This is a genomic window from Salinimonas sediminis, assembly GCF_003429285.1.
In the GTDB taxonomy this organism is placed as follows: domain Bacteria; phylum Pseudomonadota; class Gammaproteobacteria; order Enterobacterales; family Alteromonadaceae; genus Alteromonas; species Alteromonas indica.
Genome location: NZ_CP031769.1, coordinates 3,415,285 through 3,438,539, shown reverse-complemented (window position 1 = coordinate 3,438,539; position 23,255 = coordinate 3,415,285). Strand labels below are relative to the sequence as shown.

Annotated in this window: 18 protein-coding genes; 7 read left to right on the top strand and 11 right to left on the bottom strand. The window is 47.8% G+C overall.

Annotation, left to right across the window (positions count from 1 at the left end):
* Positions 1 to 88: 88 nt before the first annotated feature.
* From D0Y50_RS15130 to D0Y50_RS15115, 4 genes are all read left to right on the top strand, one after another.
* On the top strand, positions 89 to 1,861 hold the full coding sequence (locus D0Y50_RS15130; RefSeq protein ID WP_117317732.1) for a PLP-dependent transferase: 1,773 nt from the start codon (positions 89 to 91) through the stop codon (positions 1,859 to 1,861).
* Positions 1,862 to 2,200: 339 nt separating this feature from the next.
* Positions 2,201 to 2,419, top strand: a complete 219-nt coding sequence (locus D0Y50_RS15125) for a VF530 family protein (protein WP_108567450.1) — start codon at positions 2,201 to 2,203, stop codon at positions 2,417 to 2,419.
* Between the two features lie 83 nt (positions 2,420 to 2,502).
* Positions 2,503 to 3,441, top strand: coding sequence for a transposase (locus D0Y50_RS15120; RefSeq protein ID WP_147318249.1), 939 nt, complete (start codon positions 2,503 to 2,505; stop codon positions 3,439 to 3,441).
* 203 nt (positions 3,442 to 3,644) lie between these two features.
* Positions 3,645 to 4,079 (top strand): SRPBCC family protein, encoded by a 435-nt coding sequence (locus D0Y50_RS15115; RefSeq protein ID WP_108567463.1) that lies wholly within the window; start codon positions 3,645 to 3,647, stop codon positions 4,077 to 4,079.
* A 5-nt stretch (positions 4,080 to 4,084) separates the two neighbouring features.
* On the opposite strand, the gene D0Y50_RS15110 is transcribed toward D0Y50_RS15115, so the two are convergent.
* Both D0Y50_RS15110 and D0Y50_RS15105 read right to left on the bottom strand, forming a co-directional pair.
* On the bottom strand, positions 4,085 to 5,302 hold the full coding sequence (locus D0Y50_RS15110) for an anhydro-N-acetylmuramic acid kinase (protein WP_108567464.1): 1,218 nt from the start codon (positions 5,300 to 5,302) through the stop codon (positions 4,085 to 4,087).
* A gap of 1 nt (position 5,303) precedes the next feature.
* Positions 5,304 to 6,623 carry an OapA family protein gene (locus tag D0Y50_RS15105; protein WP_117317728.1) on the bottom strand — a complete coding sequence of 440 codons (1,320 nt, stop codon included), beginning with the start codon at positions 6,621 to 6,623 and terminating at the stop codon, positions 5,304 to 5,306.
* Positions 6,624 to 6,813: 190 nt separating this feature from the next.
* On the opposite strand from D0Y50_RS15105, the gene tyrS reads away from it, so the two are divergent.
* Entirely contained in the window at positions 6,814 to 8,016 is a 1,203-nt protein-coding gene (tyrS, locus tag D0Y50_RS15100; RefSeq protein ID WP_108567466.1) for a tyrosine--tRNA ligase, read from the top strand.
* A 94-nt stretch (positions 8,017 to 8,110) separates the two neighbouring features.
* Here the strand turns inward: tyrS and D0Y50_RS15095 are convergent, their stop codons facing one another.
* From D0Y50_RS15095 to gltB, 9 genes are all read right to left on the bottom strand, one after another.
* A complete protein-coding gene (locus tag D0Y50_RS15095; protein ID WP_108567467.1) occupies positions 8,111 to 8,494 on the bottom strand; it encodes a DUF2721 domain-containing protein in 384 nt (127 codons plus the stop codon).
* Positions 8,495 to 8,639: 145 nt separating this feature from the next.
* Positions 8,640 to 9,050, bottom strand: a complete 411-nt coding sequence (locus D0Y50_RS15090) for a rhodanese-like domain-containing protein (RefSeq protein ID WP_232366276.1) — start codon at positions 9,048 to 9,050, stop codon at positions 8,640 to 8,642.
* 154 nt (positions 9,051 to 9,204) lie between these two features.
* Positions 9,205 to 9,936: a helical backbone metal receptor gene (locus D0Y50_RS15085; RefSeq protein WP_232366275.1), complete on the bottom strand. Its 732-nt coding sequence runs from the start codon at positions 9,934 to 9,936 to the stop codon at positions 9,205 to 9,207.
* Positions 9,937 to 10,019: 83 nt separating this feature from the next.
* On the bottom strand, positions 10,020 to 10,976 hold the full coding sequence (locus tag D0Y50_RS15080) for a cobalamin biosynthesis protein CobD/CbiB (protein ID WP_117317723.1): 957 nt from the start codon (positions 10,974 to 10,976) through the stop codon (positions 10,020 to 10,022).
* Positions 10,977 to 10,999: 23 nt separating this feature from the next.
* Positions 11,000 to 11,701 carry a 5'-methylthioadenosine/adenosylhomocysteine nucleosidase gene (locus D0Y50_RS15075; RefSeq protein WP_117317721.1) on the bottom strand — a complete coding sequence of 234 codons (702 nt, stop codon included), beginning with the start codon at positions 11,699 to 11,701 and terminating at the stop codon, positions 11,000 to 11,002.
* A 143-nt stretch (positions 11,702 to 11,844) separates the two neighbouring features.
* Complete coding sequence (locus tag D0Y50_RS15070; protein WP_117317719.1) at positions 11,845 to 12,429, bottom strand: DUF2726 domain-containing protein; 585 nt, start codon at positions 12,427 to 12,429, stop codon at positions 11,845 to 11,847.
* A gap of 250 nt (positions 12,430 to 12,679) precedes the next feature.
* Positions 12,680 to 13,060 carry a hypothetical protein gene (locus D0Y50_RS15065; protein ID WP_108567473.1) on the bottom strand — a complete coding sequence of 127 codons (381 nt, stop codon included), beginning with the start codon at positions 13,058 to 13,060 and terminating at the stop codon, positions 12,680 to 12,682.
* A gap of 284 nt (positions 13,061 to 13,344) precedes the next feature.
* On the bottom strand, positions 13,345 to 14,760 hold the full coding sequence (locus D0Y50_RS15060) for an FAD-dependent oxidoreductase (protein ID WP_108567474.1): 1,416 nt from the start codon (positions 14,758 to 14,760) through the stop codon (positions 13,345 to 13,347).
* A 14-nt stretch (positions 14,761 to 14,774) separates the two neighbouring features.
* Positions 14,775 to 19,238 (bottom strand): glutamate synthase large subunit, encoded by a 4,464-nt coding sequence (gltB, locus tag D0Y50_RS15055; RefSeq protein WP_108567475.1) that lies wholly within the window; start codon positions 19,236 to 19,238, stop codon positions 14,775 to 14,777.
* 1,089 nt (positions 19,239 to 20,327) lie between these two features.
* Between gltB and arcB the strand changes: the two genes are divergently transcribed.
* Positions 20,328 to 22,688 carry an aerobic respiration two-component sensor histidine kinase ArcB gene (gene arcB, locus D0Y50_RS15050; RefSeq protein ID WP_117317717.1) on the top strand — a complete coding sequence of 787 codons (2,361 nt, stop codon included), beginning with the start codon at positions 20,328 to 20,330 and terminating at the stop codon, positions 22,686 to 22,688.
* Between the two features lie 5 nt (positions 22,689 to 22,693).
* Entirely contained in the window at positions 22,694 to 23,251 is a 558-nt protein-coding gene (locus D0Y50_RS15045) for a PH domain-containing protein (protein WP_108567477.1), read from the top strand.
* Positions 23,252 to 23,255 lie beyond the last annotated feature (4 nt).

Here is a 23,255-nt window from a genome sequence, read left to right as displayed (position 1 = left end):
AGCAAGCCGGCAAAACCAGCTTTTTTATTTAATTAATGTTAATAAAATGTATAAATCTGGCTATCGTCTTTTATGGAAGTAATCTTTGATGAGCTATTCTATCGACCACGCCCGCCGTCTTTCCCCTCGTCGTAATACTACTCAGTCAACTACAATAGAGGAATTAGTGGAAGAACAGCTTGCCCACTTTGGTATCGATAAGCAAACCCCGTACGGTGAGGCGTTAGCTGCAACTGCTAAGCACCTGTATCATGCTCAAACTGATGTGACTCGCTTGTGGGAAATTACTGAAGCCACTTTGGGAGAGCTGGATCGAGAAGATAAAGTTGCCTGGTTCAATGCGAAAAAGTTCTTATCTTTTCAGTTAGCCAAAATATTAGATACCCTGCAAAATCCCTTTCGCAAAACGTGGCAGAGTCTGGGGAGTAGTCAGCTGAGCCGCAACCATTATCCTTTATTCGATAATGTCACTGCACTGTTTTCAGCAACCCCTGTGGTGGTCCGTACCGCCACTTATGTATATGCCTGTACAGAATGGGTGGATGATGCGTTTCAGGGTAAAGAGTTTACTCATCAAATATACTCAAGACTGCTAAATCCTACAAATATCTCGTTAGCGAATGCAATTGTAGATATGGAAGCAGGGCCCTTTGCTGCCGACTATATGGCATGGAATTTCAATAGTGGTATGGCAGCAATAGATGCACTACTGGCCAATGTACTGGGCCAGGGAGATGTACTTATTGTATCAAGAAATGTGTATGGCGGCGTGTATCAGTTACTGCATGACTATTATGCCCAGTCTCGCCGCATGGATATACAAATAGCATGGTTCGATGGGTATACAGAGGAAGATTTCATCATTTTTTTCGACCAGACACGTGCCGACCACAGTGAGCGGCTCGATAGTGGGGCCCATCTACACGTGTATATTGAATCGCCCTGCAATCCTCATGGCTTTGTACTGGATGTGCCAGCTATATCACGATATGCACATCAGCATGATTGTTTAGTTATGCTGGATTCTACTTTAGCCACGCCAGTACTTCATCAACCGTTGCAACATACTGAATTGACCTGTCGACCCGATTATATTGTTCACAGCTATACCAAAGATCTATGTGGAAGTGGCGCTACCACTGCCGGCGTGGTCATCGGCGAAGGCTACAGAATGTTTCAACCTAAAGGCAGCGAAGTTAATGGGGTAGTGTGGTCCCGCACAATGTTTTGGGATGTTTATTATATTAAAGGGGCATTTTTAGATTCCGAAAAAGCATTTGATGTATTGAATGGCATAAAAACGCTTGAACTACGCCTTATGAATAAAGTTATCAATACAAAGGTGTTTACAGCGTTTCTGGATGCTCACCCTGCGATTCATGTAAACAGCCATGCTATAGACACCCACCCCAATGCAAAAGTTAAAAACAAGCAGCACAACCATCAATGGCCCTGTACGTTATTCACTATTGACCTGGCCCGGGCTGAGTTACCAAAAGAAGTGTTTACCCGTTTCTTTGACGCGCTTGAGCCTGCATTTAGCCATCAGGTAAGCATAGGGCAAACTAATACTATTGTGCTCAGTCCTGCTCTCACATCGCATTCCGAGCTAAGCCCTTCAGAGCAAAAGCTCGCAGGGATTGAGTTAACCACAATGCGTATCGCGATGGGCACCGATAATATAAAATATTTAATAGCGCATTTCATGCTAGCGGCGCAGCATTTTATCGAGCCTCATAAGCAAGGTTTCTGCGCTGGCTTTATGCCCCCACATGATATCGATAGGTTATTTATAGAAATATCATCGCAGGTGAGCGCCGAACACTTTTCAGGGCAGCCACCTTTGGAAACGATGCTATAGGCTGCCAATACGCGCGCCTTTGCATTCAAGAATCCGCTGCGTATTAAGTTTACACTTACACCGGTAGGGCATCCGCTAACGTCGCGGTAAGATAACCAAGACGTTAGCTAAACCTGAGATTGTGCAAAATACCGATAAACCTCAATGGGGTAGCGCAGGGGGTGTAGCAAAGACACCCACCAAGTTGTAGCAAAGACACCCACCTATATTTTTTCGCATATAATAAAGATAGCAGATGAGGTGAGTCGACTTTGTACGTATAAAAGTCCTATCCCCATATTAGGCCTACATCAATAATCTGGTATGCTTTCGGGATTAACCAACAAGTGTGGATGTCTCATGAATCAGCAACAACCGAACAATCCTTTGCATGGGCTTACGCTCGAGAATGTCGTGGTGAAATTACAGGCGCATTATGGTTGGGAAGGGTTGTATAACGAGATTAAAATAAACTGTTTTAATAATGACCCTTCTATTAAGTCCTCCCTTAAATTTCTACGTCGTACACCCTGGGCGAGGGAGAAAGTCGAGAGCTTGTATATTCGAACGTTTGATTAATACAAAAACCCTTCTTAGGACCAGCAGATTAACTGTTGTTGTTCGGTAAAAATATACGTTCAATTCATTTTTGCGAACAGTGTATGCCCCGGCCCCGGAAAGAGCTTATCTGTGTAGAACAAACACCCTATTATCATTGTGTCTCGCGCTGTGTCCGTCGTGCTTGTTTGTGCGGGAAAGACAGCTTTACAGGAAAAAGCTATGAACATCGGCGCGGGTGGGTAGAGCGTCGTTTGTACTTTCTTGCCAGAGTATTTGCTATAGATTTATGCGCCTATGCGGTGATGAGCAACCATACACATGTGGTGCTTCGGGTGGCTACTGAACGGGCACAGCAATGGTCGAACAAACATGTGTTGCGACAATGGCATAAACTGCATCGGGGAACCCGCCTCACGCAGCTGTATGCTCAGGGTGCGACACTCTCGCAGGCTGAACGCGCCACGGTCAATGCCTGTGTATCAGTTTATCGGCAGCGTCTTCAATCAATAAGCTGGTTTATGCGAGAACTTAATGAGTACATTGCCCGCCAGGCCAATAAAGAGGATGACTGTACCGGGCGTTTCTGGGAGGGTAGGTTTAAATCTCAAGCCTTACTGGATGAAGCGGCGTTGTTATCCTGCATGGTCTATGTTGATTTGAACCCACTACGGGCAGGCATGGTTATCGCGCCCGAAGACGCGCGCTTTACCAGTATCGCGGCCCGCATTCGTGCATTTAAGACCAGGCGACAGCCGCCCAGGCTCATGCCTTTTATTCCGCCCACCGGCATAAGTAACAGCCTTCATCTGCCACTAAGCACTACCGACTATATAACCCTGGTAGACTATACCGGCAGATGCATAGCGGCGAATAAGAAGGGAGTCATACCCGCTTCGCTGCTACCCATTCTTGAACGTATTCACGTTGACCAGGCGCATTGGCTATCGGTTACCCAAAAATTTGAACAGCATTTTAGAGGGGCCGCGAGCGCTCCTCTAAGCACGCAAAAGGCATTAAATACCTACTGTACCGTGGCGTAACGCGCCGCCGGGTAACGTAGAGCGCCGGTTACAAAGACTTAACGATAACGGTTTGAATAACGCGCATGGTTGGTTAAGTTTTAACGCGGTAGGAGGAAACAACTGTAATCTGCCCCCTTGGCCGGGTTCATATCGCGCCTGGCCGGCGAATGGTTTACACTAAAGTAATGGAATGGATAACTTTCAACATAACAGGCACCTGAATGAATAATTTGTCTTTTCATCAGTCATTTTCAATGCCACTCACCAGGCTGTTTAATTGTTTCTGTAAAACCGAGCTATTGGTGCAGTGGTTTATGCCTGAAGACATGCAGCTAAAGTATGTTGTACTAGATGTACGCGAAGGTGCGGAATTTGAAATGGTTTTTATCAATGAGTATGGTGAGATGGCGCGGCGCTATACTGGTGAGTTTGCTCAGGTAAGGGCAAACGAACAACTTCTTTTTACTCTCAAACTAGATGAAGGATACGAGTCTTCCGTAGATGTTAGGTTCGAATCTGTTGATAGTAGAAGCAGTACTCTACATCTGAACCATGAAGGTCTGGAAGGCGCGGAACAAATAGCTTTTGCGCGGGCCCAGTGGTTAGCCCGATTCGATCGACTTGCTAAGTTAACCGGACTAAGTGAAGCATCCTGATATTCCTAGTCGGGTAGATATAATCCACCGAGTACTGCGGGTCTGCTAGCCCCCGTCACCTGGGGTACATTGGCCGTTAGCCTTTCCATATAAGCAAAAGCCAACCAAGCAAAGGCCGCACCTTCAACCTCATGCGGAGCAATACCCAATCGTAATGTAGATGCGACGTGGCATTGAGCAAGATTGTTGCACAGGTGTGCCATTAACGTTTTATTGTATGCCCCGCCGCCGCAAATAAATACCTGCTCAATATCTTGGCGCGAGTTGATAGCGTCGGCTATATGCCTTGCTGTCATAACGCACAAGGTCGCCTGCACGTCTTCTGCGGAGACTGAATTGTACCCGGCAAGTTTAGCGTTTAGCCATTGAGGTGAAAAATATTCTCTGCCCGTGCTCTTTGGCGGCTGACGCTTAAAGTAAGCGTCAGCTAACAACTTCTTTAATAAGGGTTTGTTCACTTTCCCCGTGGCTGCCCAGTTACCATCCATATCAAAGGCCTGTAATGTATGGGCCTTACACCAAAAATCCATTAACGTATTTCCTGGGCCGGTATCATAACCGCTTACCTGGTTAGTGTTTAACGCCACAATACTGATATTGGCGATGCCTCCGATGTTTACGATTGCGCGGTGGCTGTCTGGGCGGGTATCGCGATCTACAGTATGGGTGGCTTGCGCGGGTGTGGAGTGGCTGTCCATTGAGCTTTGGTGGATGTCTTGCAAGGTGTCGACAGGGTGGATGTCTTGGCCAAAAATAGCTTGGTGGAAGGCCGGAACCAGCGGGGCGCCCTGGCCCCCGAGGGCGATGTCTTTGCGCCGAAAATCGGCCACTACCGCAATCCCGGTTAACGCTGCAAGCGTATTCGGATCGCCTATCTGCAATGTAAAACCAGGTAAGCCGGGTTCGTAGCCGTCGGGGAAATGTCGGATAGTTTGGCCGTGAGATCCTATAGCCGCTATCTGGTCGGCTGCCAGGTTGTGTTGTTCAAGTAATAGTTTTACCGCCCGGGCAAACAGATGAGAAATTTCAATATCAGCACTACCCATCAAATTTATTTCATTGGGTTGAGGGGCACATAATGCATGCAGACGAAGCAATAAATCGGCAGGAAAGGGCAGGCTGACACTACCCAAGGTCTGAAAGTTATCCGCTGATATCTGGCAAAGCACGGCGTCTACGCCATCCATGCTGGTACCTGACATCAGCCCAATAAAATAACGCATATTACTGCATGGCTAGCATGATACGGCGGTTGTTGCTTAGCTGAGTAAGCCGATTTTGTGCCAATTCCATAAATGCTGCGCGCTGTGAAGCTTCAATAGGCGCGGCCTTGGGTAGCTCCACAGTCCGTGGATTGCGGTGCGTGCCATTCACCAAAAACTCGTAATGCAAATGAGGGCCCGTCGCCATCCCAGTGCTGCCCAGGTAGCCAATAACCTGGCCCTGTTTAACCACTTCACCCGCTTTGACCGCTCGCTTTTTAAAGTGAAGGTATTTGGTTACGTATTTCTCACCATGTTGGATAAACACATAATTACCGTTAAAGCGGTTGTAAGAAGACTGTACAACACGGCCATCGCCTGAAGCCATTACCGGGGTGCCGACAGCGGCGACATAATCAGTACCATTATGTGACTTCCAGCGCTTCTGCACGGGGTGGAAGCGTTTGCCGGTAAAATTTGAACTTACGTATTTGAAGTTAATTGGCGCGCGTAAGAAGCTTTTACGCATACTGCGGCCTTCCGCCGTATAATAGTTGCCATCGGTATACTGGATAGCCGTAAACTTCTCGCCCTGATTAGTAAATTCAGCAGCTACAATATCTCCGAAGCCTACAAATTCGCCATCTATATAATGCTCTTCAAATACCATATTAAAACTATCGCCTTGGCGAATTTCCATCGCAAAGTCGATATCCCAGCCGAACAGTGCTGCCAGGTTCATAATCTGGTTGTTGGTAAGCCCCGCTGTTACACCGGCCTTCCAGAAGCTACTATCAATTTCACCCTGGGCAAAGTTATAGCGGGTTTCGACTTCTTTAGTATCAATGTCGGCTATCATATTACCGGCATCGTCTGCAGGCGTAATAACCAAGGTTTCGCGTGGTGATATGGCGTACTTGAGTCCATTGAAAGCGCCTGACTCATCTGCCTTAAGATAGAGCATATCGCCTGGTACCAAGGTAACCAGCATTTTGGCTAGTTCCCCGGCTTCGGTCACATTATAGGTGTCCCGGGCCGAAAAACCGGCACGTTTAAAAATTTTCGCCAGGGTATCACCCGCGCCAACCTGGAATAATTGCCATTGCGTATCTTCTTCGCCAAACGCCACTGCTGGTGAATCGTTCACCGACAATTCCAATGGGTAGCGTACACCAGTATCAAGTACTAAAGACTCTTGATGGCGGCTAGCTTCCACTGGGTCTGACGGCAACATGATTAACCCGCCAAGCAGCAGGCTACCAATCATTAACCCGGTGCGATGCGGCTTGGGAAGTTTTCGTATTGTTTTAAACACCACGTTATCTTTCAAATTCATTCTCATCCTACTAACTGACCTGAGAATATCTCGTTCAAATCCTACTTTCCACTTAAGCTTGCTTAAAAGCTATACTTTAGGAAAAGAAAGCAGGCCGATAATCCCGTTTTTGACGCCTAAACCTTTCATTGGTTCACCCACATGCGTAAAATGCTCGCCCTGATCAAATCAATTTACCGATGTGTGGAAAATACCGATGAGTGACTGGCAAACCGCTTTTGCTGAAATAAAACGTGGAACAGACGAAATACTTCCTGAAGACGATCTTATTGAGAAGCTAAAATCAGGCAAAACCCTAACGGTAAAAGCAGGTTTTGACCCTACAGCTCCCGACTTGCATCTTGGCCACACAGTATTGATCAACAAACTGCGGACGTTCCAGCATTTTGGTCACAATGTTGTTTTCCTAATCGGCGATTTCACCGGACTTATTGGCGATCCTACAGGTAAAAATGTGACTCGCAAGCCTTTAAGCAAAGATCAGGTATTAGAAAACGCAAAAACGTATCAGGAGCAAGTTTTCAAAATCCTGGACCCGGCTAAAACACAGGTGCGCTTTAATTCGGAATGGATGGATAAGTTAGGCGCTGACGGTATGATCAAACTTGCCGCCAGCCAAACCGTTGCGCGCATGCTGGAGCGGGATGATTTCAAAAAACGGTATACGAATAACCAGCCTATTGCCATCCATGAATTTTTATACCCCTTGGTTCAGGGCTGGGATTCTGTTGCGCTTAACGCTGATGTCGAGTTAGGTGGCACCGACCAACGGTTTAACTTGCTGATGGGCCGTGAGTTACAAAAAGAAAATGGTCAAAAGCCTCAAACGACCATTATGGTACCTTTACTGGAAGGCTTAGACGGTGTACAAAAAATGTCTAAGTCGCTTAACAATTATATCGGTATTACCGATGCGCCGAATGATATGTTTGGCAAAGTCATGTCGGTTTCTGATGAATTGATGTGGCGTTACTTCGAGCTGTTAAGTTTCCGTCCGTTGGAAGAGATTGCCCAACTAAAAGAACAGGTTGAGCAGGGCGCAAATCCCAGAGATATTAAAATAGAACTGGCCAAAGAATTAATTTGCCGCTTTCACGATGACGAGGCCTTTACCAGCGCGTACAACGACTTTGTTCAGCGCTTTCAAAAAAATGCTATCCCAGATGACATGCCCGAGGTTTCTATTGCCCTCGAAGAGGCCGGCTTAGCCATTGGCAATGTGCTAAAACAGGCTGGTTTGGTGGCCTCGACGTCCGATGCGATGCGGATGATAAAACAAGGCGCGGTTAAAATTGATGGCGAAAAGGTTAGCGACACCCGTTTACAGTTAAATGAACCTGGCGAAGCGGTCTATCAGGTGGGTAAACGTAAATTTGCACGGATCACTATTACCGCATAGCTCCAGGCTGGTGTCATCACCGGTAGCCCATTTAAGTTAAACTGAGTGGTTTTCCGGCCCGCAATAAATTAACGCCCCGAAAGGGGCGTTTTGCTTACTTTGTTTTAATTCCATCCAAGTGCACATCAAGTGCTTCTACTGAAATTAAAATTTCCCGAACCGATGTCCACAACGAATAAAGCAAGCATACTAAGCTGGCGGCGAAAATCCAGTTACCGGCTATCTGGTAGGTTAGATAAATCGCTAACATAGATAACACGCACAAGAAAAAACTGACAACACCGGCAATTTGCATCCATTTAATAAGCTGAATTCTTACGCGTAAATTATGGATCTGCGCTTCAGTGTTCTGGTCCCATTTTTCCTTAGAAAAATTTCGTATGATGGTTGCCAGCGTTAAAAAACGATTTGTATAAGCAAGCAGTAATAGGGAAATGGCCGGGAACAACATCGCAGGGGTGGCAATATCTATTGTCATGATAGGTTGGGATCGCTTCTTATAAATAACTACACAAGTATTTTACGGTAGCACCTGTCGAGAATGCTGTCATCTTTACCCCAGCGGATGCATGAATACATAACTGGACGTTAATAATACGCGGGTACCTTCTGGCTGCTTTTGATTACATTCTGTCAACAGGCAAGCCGGCGCCGTGCCATCCCATCATATCACCTTCTAAATGACTAACATCATGATAAGCACGCTTTTTCAGTGTTTCCATAGCCAATTTTGCTCTTCGGCCTGAACGACAGTAAATAATAATTGGCTTACCCTCATGCTGCTCTAACCGCGCCAAATAATGATCTATTTCATTATGCGGCATGTTAATCGCCCCTGGGATGTGTCCTTCGGCATATTCTGCTGGCGAACGTACATCTATCAATAACCACTCCTTTGCGCGCACTTTTTCCAGCATGTGGGAAGCCGTATTTATCGATATCGCTGTAGGGGGAACCGCGCGTGGATCGCAGTCGCCTAACAGACTAAAGGTAAGGCCAAGGCCCATCAGTAAGCTTAAAATAATATAACGCATAGCAGAGACCTATGGTCAGCAGAAAACGTATTTACCCAACCAGCAAAAACATACCGCGTGACAGGCTGCCAGATACCATTATTAGTATAGCGTTAAGCCAACATGCTGTCACCGTTAGCCAGGTACACCGTATAGCAAGGGCCGAATACAGGTGTTAGGCAGGGTGTAATGCTTCACATATACGGGTTAATTCAGGAAGCAGCCTTAAGGTAAACCGGCTGGTAATATCCGGGTTTACCTGAATCAATGGCGTATCCAGTACAGAACGGTGGCTGTCCCAAAAGGCTTTTTCAGCGGATAACGGCCGGCCACTTGCAGCAATGATAAAACTGGGCTGGCGGCGTATGACTTCTTGTATTGATACCTGGGGATAGACTACCGGCGAATCACTAAACACAGTGTCGGCCCCGCAGACTGAAAGCAATGAATTCGCCCAGGCGGCGCTGCCAATAGTCATCAAAGGTTGGGCCCACATATAATAAAATACTTTCGTAAAAGGACGTTGCTGATACTGCTCCTGCAACCCTTCCAGCCCCTCGTCAAACGGCCGGGTCACGGCCTCCGCCGCATCGCTAACACCTAACTGTGTTCCCAGTCGCCGTATTTCCCGGCTAATATCAGCCGGTTTCCGTGGGGAAGATAAAAACACGTTAAAGCCTAACGCTTTTAAGCGTGCGATATCCTGGGGTTTATTGCCGCCGTCCCACGCCAGTATCAGGTCAGGGTTTAGTCTCACAATTGCTTTTATATCCACCCCATTATAATCGGCTACCACGGGTAACTTTGCGGCCTGTAATGGGTAATCACTATGGGCACTGACCGCCAGTAGTTGCTCCTGCTGGCCAAGGCTATAAACCCATTCGGTGAGGTGGGGTGACAATGTCACAATGGTTGTCGCCTGTGCTTTTATGAAAGGCAAAAAACCTGTTAAACAAAGGCATAGAATAACACGTACATATAATACAGGGGTCATAAGGTAAGCCGGTATACCGCCAGATAAAACAAACAAAGAAGGGTAGCGAACAAAATAACCGCCCGTGTGATGGCGCGGTTGGTATAAGTAAGATCTGAAAATCTGACCTCACGCCCTCCGCCCACCCGGGGATAGCGCAATTTAATACCATGATAAATAGCTGGGCCACCAAGCTGGATCCCCATTGCATTACCAAACATGGCCAACAGCAAAGAACTACCGTCTTTCGGCGGGCTCTTCCGAGCCCCTTTAAATGCTTTAACGGGATGGGTGACCAGCGCCATGATAATTGCGCCTATGATACAGGGTATAATAGCGGCAAGGTGAACCAGCTGGGTTACCGGGTGGCTAAAACGCATAAAGCCGGGGCGCCGACGATGCCATTGCCAGCTTAGCAGTAACAGTAGCCGGTAAGTCAGCGCCGCCACAGGCCCGGCCAGCACAAACCAAAACAACACCCCACAATACAAATAGTAAAAGCGTAATAACAGCGATTCGATGGCCGCTTTGGCCACTCCTACCGGGCTTAGCCTATCGGTATCGCGGGCTACTATCGTTTTAAGCGTATGACGGGCGAGAACCTTTTTTTCTTTTCCCAGGGCCTGTAATACTTGGTTGTAGCAAGCCCGGTCGTGACCAAAATCCAGCACAGACAATAATATAACCGCTTCGAAAAAGAGGGGGTATTCGGCCATATACACCAGCATAGCCAATAAAATCACCAAGGGCGCTACCAACACTATCGCGCCCAGCGAGCCAGAGATACTGTGCTGAAATGCCGTATCATTGTGCCCGGGCCGGACGCGGGTTGCCATCGCCTCAGCCAGATAGCGCATTAGCGTTAATGGATGGTATGCCCGCGGCCAGCGCCATATAGCATCACTGACAATTGCCAGTAATGCTATTGCCAGGGCTTGAATTTCAGGCTGGCTGAAGAAGGGGTAATTGTTCACAGGCCAATACAGCTCAGCTAACGTTAGCGCAATGCGGCTACCATGGCGATAACTAACTGAGCAGAGTGCTTAGCCGCTACTTCCAGATACTCCTGAAACGATATGCTCGAGGTTTTTCCGGCTATATCTGATAGCGAGCGAATCACCACAAATGCGGTATTTAACATATGGCATGTTTGCGCGATGGCCGCCCCTTCCATCTCACAGGCTTTCATATCAGGGAAAGCGTTACGTATTTTTTGCGCCGCTTCATCACTACCGATAAATGCATCGCCGGTACAAATCAGGCCGTCTTTACATTTTATACCTGCGATATCATTGGCAGCTGTGCGCGCGGCGTCAACCAATGTGGTATCACTATGATAGGCTTCTGGCATATCACCAGCACATTGGCCTAAGGCGTAACCGAAATGGGTTAGATCCACATCATGATGTTTGATGGCGGTGCCTATCACTATATCGCCAATCTCAAGCTCTTGATCAAAGCCGCCGGCAGAGCCGGTATTTACCATGTAATCCGGGCTGTATAACTGAATCATGGCGGTGGTAGCCAGCGCTGCAGCCACTTTGCCGATACCACATTTGGCTACCACTACCGTGTGGTGGTTAAGTTTACCTTCAATAAAGGTTAAGTGGTGCCATTGGCGAGTAGTGGCATTTTTCAGTGACGCCTGTAGCAAGGCGACTTCTTCATCCATTGCCCCGAGAATTCCAATTGTAGACATAAGCTTCTTATACACTGAGGGCGTCACGCGGTGACGCAAATTGAGCTGAATAGACTAATGGTAATACGAAATACGCAAAACTGACAGTGTCACCAAAACAAACACGGGAGAAAGCCTTTGAGGGGCGGCTTTCCCCCTAAACTTTACGCTGCTGCGCGGCTAGAGCGAAGAGGCCGGGTCGGGCGTATCGGTGGCTCAGGATTATGTACCGGAGCCTGACTGACTTTCTGCTGACGGCGCCGGTAAGGTATCAGTTTGGTTTCCAGGCATTCCCGAATTTCTTCCACCGTATAACCTGATTTAACCTTGATCCGGGCGTGGGGCAAGCCTGCGGCATCTAACGCGCCAGATACAAACCAGTCGCGTTGCGTTTTGTAGCCTTCTTTAGCGCCTCTGTGTACCAAATCTATCGCTAACACCGGGGTCATATCGGTTTTATCACATAATACAAAATCAAGCTGGCGGGACGAAGCACGGCTTAATGCTGCGCCGGCCTGCTTTTTAGCTGTGTTATTTCGCACCTGTACCAGGTCGTTCAAGCGTACCCGGCATACCACGCGAAACTCGCGTCCTACCGACTGCTCGATTAAATTTAAAAATGTATGCTCTACTGGTGTGAACAGCGACGGTTTGCGTCTGAACGGAAACGCCACGCCACCATCTGACAGTTTTATGGCGCCCAGTGCGACCACAATTAACAGCATCATTAATATTATTGCCAGTTCCATAATGGATCCTCAAAAAAACCGATCTAGGTATGTCATTTTTCTGACGTTTAATGGAGGTTTTTCCGTCAGTACCTGAAAATAGCAAGCAGGGTGCCAATACCAATAGTTTTTTGAAAAAACCGGGAACAATAGAACGTGTAAGGTGGGAAACGTATCGGCACCAGGGGTGGCGCACTGAGGCAAATAGGCAGGCGAACAAGCCGGTACATTAGGGAATTAAAGGTACCGGCGAGGGGATGGCGACGAAGAGTTACTGACTAGCGAGCAATGAATCGAGTATTAGTAAATCTACCTGCGCCCCGCTATGGTCAGGCGAGACCACTACGCGGATAGTATTTTGGGCACCGGTCAACACCACCCGGCCATTGAATTGGCTGGCTACATGAAGTTGCGGCATATGCTGTTGATACCACTGCAATACTGATTCGGTACTTTGCGGTGTGTGAAATATCAGTGATGCTGGCATATCATCGTCGAAGCGCTGACACTGAGTAGCCCCTTGAGGCATAGACACATTATAAAACTCGCCGGGGCAAGGCGCTATGGCAGGCTGAGAGATATTGCCAGCCGCCATTCCAGGCGCGGCAACCGCTAGGGTAGATAAGAATGTCAGGGCGCGGAGCAGCTTCATAGTCAGCCTTTAACCAGGTTAATGTTAAGTCACCGATACTATAGAAAATGTCACTGGAAGCGGCAACCAACCTTGGTCCAGTTTGCGTATGCCAGTTGATTAAAAGGTATCAACCCTGTTTTGCCGGGTGATTAAGGTTAGCAGTATTGCAAAGGATGTATGAGCTGGTTTGTCTGACCAGAGGATGATGAAATCTGGCACAATAGAAAGGCAAAAAACGGGCTCAAGGCCCGTTTTGCATTTGTCGATATAAAATAGCAGGCGCATCCAGCGCGCTATCGGGTTTACACCCCAAGATAGTCCATGATACCGCCAGCTGCTTTACGGCCTTCATCGATAGCCGTAACCACTAAATCTGAACCGCGCACCATGTCGCCGCCGGCAAAGATTTTCGGGTTAGCAGTTTGGTAAGCAAACTTGCCTTTTGATGGCGCAATAACCCGGCCTTTCTCGTCCAGCACGATACCAAAGTCAGCAAACCAGTTTGATGGACTAGGCTGAAAACCAAAGGCGATAATAACAGCATCAGCTTCAAGCACATGTTCGGAGCCATCCACTTCGACGGGGCGGCGCCGGCCATTTACATCCGGCGGGCCCATTTCGGTTTTAACCAGCTTGACGCCGTTAGCCACACCCGACTCATCAATACTGATATCCTGAGGTTGCAAGTTGAACATAAATTCAACGCCTTCTTCTTTGGCGTTTTGCACCTCGCGCCGTGAACCAGGCATACTGGCTTCATCTCGACGATAAGCGCAAATAACCCGCTTGGCACCTTGTCGAATGGAAGTACGGACACAATCCATTGTGGTATCGCCACCGCCTAACACCACTACCGTTTTACCTTTCATATCGATAAAATCAGCAGGATCTTTTTCAATGCCCATGACCCGGTTGGTATTGGCAATCAAGAAGGGCAGAGCTTCGTAAACGCCCTCTACCTGTTCGTGATCGAAGCCGCCCTGCATAGATTTGTACGTTCCCATACCCAAAAATACAGCATCGTGCTTGTCCATCAGATCATCAATTTGCACATCTTTACCAATCTCGGTGTTAAGCACAAACTCAATACCCATATCGGTGAAGATTTCACGGCGTAGCTTGATGACGTCTTTTTCCAGCTTGAAGGACGGAATGCCGAAGGTTAGCAAGCCGCCGATTTCTTCGTACTTGTCATATACCACAGGTTTTACCCCGTTGCGGATCAATACATCTGCGCAGGCCAGCCCAGCCGGGCCCGCGCCAATGATAGCGACCTTTTTATCGGTCCACTCCACATCAGACATATCCGGGCGCCAGCCCATTTTAAACGCAGTATCAGTGATGTATTTCTCAATACTACCGATAGTGACAGCGCCAAATTCGTCGTTAAGGGTACAGTCGCCTTCACATAACCTATCCTGCGGACACACCCGGCCACATACTTCAGGCAAACTATTGGTTTTATGCGACAGCTCAGCTGCCTCCATAATCCGCCCTTCATTAGCCAAGCTCAGCCATTGTGGAATATAGTTGTGTACCGGACACTTCCATTCACAGTATGGGTTGCCGCAATCCAGGCAACGGTCTGCCTGGCCTTCCGTTTGTGACTGAGACAACGGCTGATAAATTTCGCCAAAGTCAGCTTTTCGTACCTGGATCGGCTTTTTCGGCGGATCGATACGCTCTACGTCGACAAATTGATAGACATTCTTAGCCATATATTACCATCCTCCTACTGAGCCTGAATACGAAGTTCGTCGCTGGAGCGACTGATGTGGCCCAACAGGTTTTTCACATCACTGGTTTTTGGTTTAATCAGTTTGAATTGCTTCAGGGTATTCGCAAAATCGGTTAGCAGACTCAACGAATACTCACTGCCGGTTTCTTCATAGTGCTGGTTGATCAGACCACGCAAGTGCTCCACCAGAATGTTTTTATCATCTACCGGCATAATTTCTACCAGCTCACTATTTACCCGGTTATCTAGGTCGCCATCGTCCAGCAGATAGGCAAAGCCGCCGGTCATGCCGGCGCCAAAGTTAACGCCCACCTTACCCAGTACAGCTACAATGCCGCCGGTCATATACTCACAACCATTATCGCCGATACCTTCAACCACAGCGATCGCGCCTGAGTTACGTACCCCAAAGCGTTCGCCGGCGCGTCCGGCCGCGAATAATTTGCCGCCGGTGGCCCCGTACAGACAGGTGTTACCCATAATAGTACTGTCGTGGGCATCAAAGCCGATATCACGAGGCGGGTAAATAACCAGCTTTCCGCCGGTCATTCCTTTACCCACATAGTCATTGGCATCACCTTCAATACGCATGTGCAAGCCGCCCGCATTCCATACCCCAAAGCTTTGGCCGGCTGTCCCTACGAACTGAACTTCGACAGGGTTATCTTCCATGTCGTGATTACCATAGTGTTTGGCGATTTCGCCTGAAACCATGGCGCCTACCGAGCGATCGGTATTGCGAATAGGGTAATTGAGCTTGATACCCGTACCGTTTTCTATGGCTTGCTGGCTGGCTTTAAACAGTTCACCGTTCAACTCGCCTTTATCCATCGGCTGGTTAGTGGTTTGCGAACAGAACAGACGAGTATGCTCACCTGCTTTTGGACGCGCCAATAGCGGCGACAAATCAAGCCGGTTTTGTTTAGCCGAAATACCTTCAATAACTTTTAACAGATCGGTTCGGCCAATGAGATCGTCAAACTTGCGTACGCCAAGCGAAGCCATAATTTCCCGCACTTCCTGAGCAATAAATCTGAAGTAGTTCATGACCATTTCAGGCAAGCCGATAAAGTGCTCTTCACGCAGCTTTTCATCTTGTGTTGCTACACCGGTAGCACAGTTATTCAGATGGCAAATTCGCAGGTACTTACAACCCAGTGCGACCATTGGGCCAGTTCCGAAGCCAAAGCTTTCTGCGCCTAAACAGGCGGCTTTAACCACATCCAGGCCGGTTTTCAAACCGCCATCGGTCTGCAGGCGAACTTTATGTCGTAAGCCGTTCTCAATCAGTGCTTGCTGGGTTTCTGCCAGGCCTAGCTCAAACGGACTACCGGCATATTTAACCGACGTCAATGGGCTGGCACCCGTGCCACCGTCATAACCCGATACGGTAATCAGATCTGCGTAGGCTTTTGCTACACCGGTAGCAATAGTGCCCACGCCAGGTTCAGATACCAGTTTCACCGAAATCAACGCTGCGGGGTTAACCTGCTTGAGGTCAAAAATCAGCTGCGCCAAATCTTCGATAGAATAAATATCATGATGGGGCGGGGGCGATATTAAGGTTACGCCAGGTACAGAAAAACGTAGTGTCGCAATATACCGGTTTACTTTATCGCCGGGTAACTGGCCGCCTTCGCCGGGCTTAGCACCCTGTGCTACCTTAATCTGAATGACATTTGCATTCACCAGATAGTGGGGCGTCACCCCAAAACGGCCTGATGCGACCTGTTTAATTTTAGAGTTTTTCTCAGTTCCAAAACGTGAAGGGTGTTCACCACCTTCGCCCGAATTGGACTGTCCGCCCAGTCGATTCATGGCAATTGCCAACGCTTCATGAGCTTCTGGGCTCAACGCGCCAATCGACATCGCCGCGGTATCAAAGCGTGGGAACAGCTTTTCTGGCGCTTCGACTTCTTCAATATCGATAGCCTCATCCTGGCTATGTAAGCCAAGCAAATCACGTAAATGGGCAGGGCTGCGTTCATTCACTTGTTTAGCGTATTCCTGATAATCAGTATACTCGCCAGACATTACCGCCTTTTGCAGCGACTGCACAATACCCGGATTGTAGGCGTGATATTCACCACCATGTACATATTTAAGCAGTCCGCCATGGCTAAGCGGTTTGCGCTTCAGCCAGGCAATTCTGGACTGATTCATAATATCCTGCTCAAAATCAGTGAACCCAGCTCCCTGTATGCGCGAGGTCACCCCTTTAAAGCATAGCTCCATAACTTCGTTGTTAATGCCTACCGCTTCAAATAGTTTCGCTGAACGGTAACTGGCCACAGTACTAATGCCCATTTTGGACATGATCTTATACAGACCTTTGTTAATACCTTTACGATAGTTAAGGGTGGCTTCCATGGGCGAAACTGGCAATTCGCCATTCTCGCACAGTTGCTCAATTGTCTCATACGCCAGGAACGGGTAAATCGCCGTTGCGCCTAAGCCAATTAATACAGCAAAGTGATGCGGATCACGTGCGGTAGCGGTTTCTACCACAATATTTGCATCACAACGAAGCGCTTTGGTGATTAATCGGCGCTGCACAGCTCCTACCGCCATTGCTGCGGGGATCGGCAAGCGGTTCTTGCGAATATTACGGTCTGATAAAATAACAAATGCCGCGCGCTTCTGCTTAACCAGGTACTCAACTTCGTTACAAATGCGTTCGATGGCTTTACGCAAGCCTTCTTCCTGCGAGTATTGCAACTCTATAACTTCTGAATAATAGTATTCAGGGTTAAATTCCCGAAGCTGCTTTAAATCGGTGTACATGAGTATGGGCGATTCAAACAATACACGGTCAGCATAACCTGAGGTTTCGCTGAAAACATTTTGTTCACGGCCGATACAGGTTGCCAGCGACATCACATGATTTTCTCGCAGCGGATCTATTGGCGGGTTGGTAACCTGCGCAAACTGCTGGCGGAAATAGTCATATAAGGTACGTGTTTGGGAAGACATCACCGCCATTGGCGTGTCATCGCCCATCGAACCTACGGCTTCCTGGCCGTCTTTCGCCAACACTTTAATAATTTGCTGAATTTCTTCATAGCTGTAATTAAACAGCTTGTGGTACACCGCCATGGTGTCATTATCAAAAGCGCGCTGGCCTATTTGACTGGCATCAACCTGTTCCACCGGAGTGAGGTGACGGATGTGCTTATCCAGCCATTCCCGATATGGATGGCGGTCTTTAAGTTCATCATCAATTTCGTTAGAGCGCCAGATTTTGCCGGTGTAAGTATCTACTGCCAGCATCTCGCCTGGGCCTACCCGACCTTTTTCCAATACATCCGATTCTTTGTAATCCCAAATACCAACTTCAGAAGCAAGCGTAATAAAGCCATTTTTGGTAATCACATAGCGAGCCGGACGTAGACCATTACGATCCAGATTACAGGCCACATGGCGGCCATTGGTTAATACGATACCGGCGGGGCCGTCCCAGGGTTCCATGTGCATCGAGTTAAACTCATAAAATGCACGCAGATCGTTATCCATGGTTTTATTATTTTGATAAGCCGGTGGCACCAACAAACGCATGGCACGGAACAAATCCATGCCGCCAGCTAAAAATAGCTCTAGCATGTTGTCCAGCGACGAAGAGTCTGAACCTTCGGTATTAACGTAGGGCGCAGCCTCTTTTAAATCCGGAATAAGGGGGGTAGCAAACTTGCCCGTTCGCGCCAAAGACCAGTCGCGGTTACCTTTAATGGTATTGATTTCGCCATTATGCGCTAAAAAGCGAAATGGCTGCGCCAGCGGCCAGCGAGGCAAGGTGTTAGTTGAAAAGCGCTGGTGGAATACACAGATAGCGCTTTTAAGGCGTTCATCTGCCAGATCGGCATAAAAAGCGGGCAGGTCTTTTGGCATGACCAGCCCTTTGTATATAGTAACCAAGCCGGATAAACAGGCTACATAGAAGTCTTCATCTTGCTCAAGGCGTTTTTCCGCCCGTCGACGCACCATATAAAGGCGGCGTTCCAAATCGCGCTTACGCCAACCCGCAGGCGCATTTACAAACACCTGTTCAATCTGTGGCACGCCAGATAACGCCAACTCGCCCAGTACAGTATGGTCTACCGGTACTTCGCGCCAACCCACCACTGACAAGGTTTCTTTTTCCAGCTCTTCATTGAGCACCTGTCTGGCATGCTCAGCCAACGCCGAGTCGCGACTTAGGAAAATCATTCCTACCGCATATTTTTTGCTTAGCTTCCAGCCATTTTCCTGCGCAATTTCGTGGAAAAATGCATCTGGCTTTTGCAGTAACAGACCGCAGCCATCACCGGTTTTACCGTCTGCGGCAATACCGCCTCGGTGCTGCATTCTATCCAGGCCATGGATTGCAGTTTCCACCAGTTGGTGACTAGCTTCCCCGTGAGTGTGGGCTATTAAACCGAAGCCACAGTTATCCCGGGAATCATTGGGATTGTATAAACTCATCTTTAACTCCTTCAACCTTCGACTGGGCAAGGTACGCGCTGTGCTCATCACGTAGAGGTTCGTGTGACACAGTCATTTTCAGGCATCTATCAATAGCAGAATAATTTTCGTCTATTGGCCGTGCCTGTTTTCGTCGTTATTTATTATTAGAGGATACCAGCCATGTGGTCCGCATTTTTATGCACAATTGCTAAGCGGGCCGTACAAAATACCCATATTAGATTACAAAATCAATTGGTATTCTGAGTCTGGCATTAAAGAAAAATCAATAAAAAGGAAAAGCTCTTTATTAATAATAGGTTACCGGGTTTATTGGTTGGAATGCTATTGCCCGGATTGTCCCCGTTTCTGTGCTTTTTAGTATATTCATACTAATGACGCAACATTAAAAAGGCCCTGAAAATGAATAAAAATACAATAAAAACGTTTATATATTTATATTATTGCTGCAGCACTGCATGATTATCTGCGCGCTACTCTAAATTACCACAGGCCACCCCCTTCACGCATGTGCTTTTATATAAAGTATTGTTGCGCACAAAAGTGGTAAAGCAATTGCATTAATCATGAGTGAGTGCTGTTGAAGATGTAATGGTTCAACGTCAGGCACGTTGGTTACAGGCATAATATGCGCCTGTAAGGTATCCCGGATGACGTATTAGTAAATAAGGTTTTAATTATGTTAGAAGTAAGATTGTTCGACGAAGAAGATATCGATAGAATCGCGGTCCCCGGCTATAATATTAAATAGCTTGTTGTTCAAAGAGTTAATCTCATTTTACACGGTACTGCAATACGCTGGTCGGTGTTATCCCGGTAGCTTTCACCAGATACACACCGACACTATTTATTTTTTCTCTCTATAATTTCTTTTCCTCTCAATGCGACTGTCAACACCAAAATCTGCCTGCGTGTGACCAATAGAAGTGCAGACTGTCGCTTTATTGGTGCACAGGTTGCCAATAACGGCATGCAGCGGTTTTAGTTCCTACTTTATTTGCAAAAAGCACATAACTGATCACATGGTTTGTTTGCCGCAGAGATAAGACCTGCTAGGATAACCGCAATTTTATTAGTGAATTAAGTGTTATGCATCAGGATTCCCCTAATGATTCGTGGGCTATACGGATTGCCCAGTTTGTAAAACGGTTCGGCACACTCAAGCTGAGTATTCTGTTTGTCATGGTGACTCTGGTGTTCACACTGGGTGGGTCGTACATTGTGCGGGTGAGTCTGGGTAAGCCGGTACAGCCTGACGACTTCATCATAGCCATTATTATTACGCTGCTCTCCGCGCCCTGGGTACTGTATTTCTTCAGCGAATTGGTTAAACAGCTGGAAAACTCGCGAACGAACTTAAAAGAAGTGGTAACGCAGTTAGAGCGCTTGCGTGAAGAGGATGTGTTCTTAAACCGCGAACTGCAAAGTAATATACGCCAGCTGAACCACGAAATTGAACAGCGTAAGACCGCGCAGGAAGAACGTGAAGCGGTGTTTAAAGAACTTGAACGCGAGATTGACGATAAGTCCTCCTCAGAAGAACAGGCACGGCGTTTATCTACCTTACTTCGCTCTATTATTGACGCGTCACCCGACCTGATTTATTACCGTAATGAAGAAGGGCGGTTTGCCGGCTGTAATCGAATTGCCGAGCTGTTGACCGGCAAAACAGAAGAAGAGCTGGTGGGATTAACACTGCACGACGTATTTGAAGAAGACCTGGCGTCGCAAATTGTGGCCAGCGACCGCGAGGTTCTGGAAACCAATGCCAGTATGACCGAAGAGTTGTGGTTGCGCTTTGCCGATGGTCGTCGGCGCTACTTCGAAATGAAGCGGGTACCTTTCTTCGACAATGCAGGAAACCGGTTAGGCTTACTGGCCTTTGGCCGGGATATGACAGAACGCAAACAGGCCGAGAGTGCGGCGGCTAAAGCCAGTACAGACAAGACACGTTTTATTGCCACCATCAGCCATGAGTTGCGTACACCATTAAACGGCATCGTAGGGCTTAGCCGTATGCTACGCGATACGGACTTGTCGAAAGAGCAATTTAGCTGGGTAAGTACTATTTACGCCAGCGCTATTACGCTGGGGAACATTTTCAACGATATTGTTGATTTAGATAAGCTGGATCGGGATAAGCTTGAACTGAGCCTGAAAACGGTTTCGCTGCGCGATTTTACGGAAGAGCTGTCGAGTATTATTCGGCTGCTAGCGGCAGATAAAAACCTGGAGTTGGTGACCACCGTTAATGAGCCTTTACCGCAAATGGTAGAAGTCGACGGCACCCGACTGCGCCAGATTCTGTGGAATATTCTGTTCAATGCCGTGAAATTTACCCATAAAGGCGAGGTCAGCTTGTCAGTTTCAGCTACCCAGCCAGTGCAGGGCGGCAGTATTGTAAGCTTCGTTATCCAGGATACGGGAGTAGGGATACCCGATTCCGAGCTGGATAAGATTTTTGCGATGTATTATCAGGTAGATCATCCTGATCACCAGTCGGCCACCGGGACAGGTATTGGCTTAGCCATCTGTAAACAAATGGTCGAGTTGATGAACGGTGAGATTCGGGTGACCAGTGAGGTTAACAAAGGTACCCGGTTTGAAATTGATCTGCCGGTACAAATTTCTACCAGACCCATGCAAATTTCGAAGTTGCAGGTTACCGATTTGCGCATTTTGCTGGTAGAAGATATTGAGCTGAATGTCATGGTAGCCAAAGCCTTACTTGAAAAGCTCGGGCAAACGGTGGATGTCGCCATGACTGGTCAGGAAGCCATAGATAAAGCCCGGGCCAATGAATATGACCTGATCCTGCTGGATATTCAATTACCCGATATGACCGGTTTTGATGTCGCTAATGTGTTGATTGAAGAAGACCTGGTTATGCAGACGCCTATTGTGGCGCTCACCGCGAATGTGATTAAAAAACGCGAAGAGTATCTGGAAAACGGCATGGACGATATTATCGCCAAGCCGATTAAAAAGAGTCGGGTTATTGAAGTATTTAATGCATTGTTTGCTGAGCCCGCGGCGCCGGCAGAGACTGAGGTCGAACAGCGCAAAGCCAAACCGGATGCCACTAAATCGCTTAGCAATATTCTGGATATGGATTTGTTACAGATGCTGGTGGATACTATTGGCGAAGATATGGTGCGGGCTAGTGTCAAAGTGTTTCAGGATAAAATGCCTGAATACATGGAGATTTTGCAACTAAGCTTAAGCGCTGATGAAAAGTCAGAAGTGTGTTCGCAAGCACATAAAATCAAAGGCGCTGCAGGTTCTGTTGGTTTAGCCCGCGTGCAACGTATTGCCAATCAGATTCAGCAAGGCGATCACCCGGCCTGGTGGCAGAATGTGCACGACTGGGTAGAAGAGCTGCAAATGGCCGTGGCCCATGATATGAAAACGTTGCAGGAGTGGCTGAATGCACAGATGGTTGATGATTAACCCTAATGGGAGCCCCATTGGACGCGCCTGAAACTGACTATCATAATGCGCCGGTAACCACGGCGCAGTTACCCGACCTGTGGACACTTGAAACTGAAGCATTGTCGCCGCGCTACCGGTGGTTAAATATGTTGATCGTTGCCGTGATAGGGTGTGGGCTGCTAGCCCTACTTAGTATAGTCAGGTATCAAACGTTACTAAGTTTGCCGGCAAACCTGTTAGCTACTTATCCTTTTGTGGTCACAGCGGTGGCGGTGGGTACCGTATGGGCATTGGCCTATCACTTTCTGGCCGATCCCTGTATTCGTTTTGCCCTACGTGAACAAGATTTGGTGTTGCATAAGGGGCTGATATTTAAAAGTATTGGCTGCCAGCCTGTGCTGCGTATACAGCATATTGAATTGAAACGTGGGCCATTAGAACGCCTTGCCGGACTCGCGCGCCTCCAGGTATTTTCAGCGGGTGGGGCAGTGCACACATTCGAAATCCCGGGGCTACCGGTGGTCCAGGCGCAAAAATTACGTCAGTTTATTCTTAGCCATAAAGAGTTAAATGCGAAGTAAACCT

What these genes read in the sequence shown, in the direction of transcription:
- D0Y50_RS15130 (WP_117317732.1), top strand. Translation starts at nt 89, where the DNA reads ATGAGCTATTCTATCGACCACGCCCGCCGTCTTTCCCCTCGTCGTAAT.
- D0Y50_RS15125 (WP_108567450.1), top strand. Translation starts at nt 2,201, where the DNA reads ATGAATCAGCAACAACCGAACAATCCTTTGCATGGGCTTACGCTCGAG.
- D0Y50_RS15120 (WP_147318249.1), top strand. Translation starts at nt 2,503, where the DNA reads ATGCCCCGGCCCCGGAAAGAGCTTATCTGTGTAGAACAAACACCCTAT.
- D0Y50_RS15115 (WP_108567463.1), top strand. Translation starts at nt 3,645, where the DNA reads ATGAATAATTTGTCTTTTCATCAGTCATTTTCAATGCCACTCACCAGG.
- D0Y50_RS15110 (WP_108567464.1), bottom strand. Translation starts at nt 5,302, where the DNA reads ATGCGTTATTTTATTGGGCTGATGTCAGGTACCAGCATGGATGGCGTA.
- D0Y50_RS15105 (WP_117317728.1), bottom strand. Translation starts at nt 6,623, where the DNA reads ATGAGAATGAATTTGAAAGATAACGTGGTGTTTAAAACAATACGAAAA.
- tyrS (WP_108567466.1), top strand. Translation starts at nt 6,814, where the DNA reads ATGAGTGACTGGCAAACCGCTTTTGCTGAAATAAAACGTGGAACAGAC.
- D0Y50_RS15095 (WP_108567467.1), bottom strand. Translation starts at nt 8,494, where the DNA reads ATGACAATAGATATTGCCACCCCTGCGATGTTGTTCCCGGCCATTTCC.
- D0Y50_RS15090 (WP_232366276.1), bottom strand. Translation starts at nt 9,050, where the DNA reads ATGCGTTATATTATTTTAAGCTTACTGATGGGCCTTGGCCTTACCTTT.
- D0Y50_RS15075 (WP_117317721.1), bottom strand. Translation starts at nt 11,701, where the DNA reads ATGTCTACAATTGGAATTCTCGGGGCAATGGATGAAGAAGTCGCCTTG.
- D0Y50_RS15070 (WP_117317719.1), bottom strand. Translation starts at nt 12,429, where the DNA reads ATGGAACTGGCAATAATATTAATGATGCTGTTAATTGTGGTCGCACTG.
- D0Y50_RS15065 (WP_108567473.1), bottom strand. Translation starts at nt 13,060, where the DNA reads ATGAAGCTGCTCCGCGCCCTGACATTCTTATCTACCCTAGCGGTTGCC.
- D0Y50_RS15060 (WP_108567474.1), bottom strand. Translation starts at nt 14,760, where the DNA reads ATGGCTAAGAATGTCTATCAATTTGTCGACGTAGAGCGTATCGATCCG.
- gltB (WP_108567475.1), bottom strand. Translation starts at nt 19,238, where the DNA reads ATGAGTTTATACAATCCCAATGATTCCCGGGATAACTGTGGCTTCGGT.
- arcB (WP_117317717.1), top strand. Translation starts at nt 20,328, where the DNA reads ATGCATCAGGATTCCCCTAATGATTCGTGGGCTATACGGATTGCCCAG.
- D0Y50_RS15045 (WP_108567477.1), top strand. Translation starts at nt 22,694, where the DNA reads ATGGGAGCCCCATTGGACGCGCCTGAAACTGACTATCATAATGCGCCG.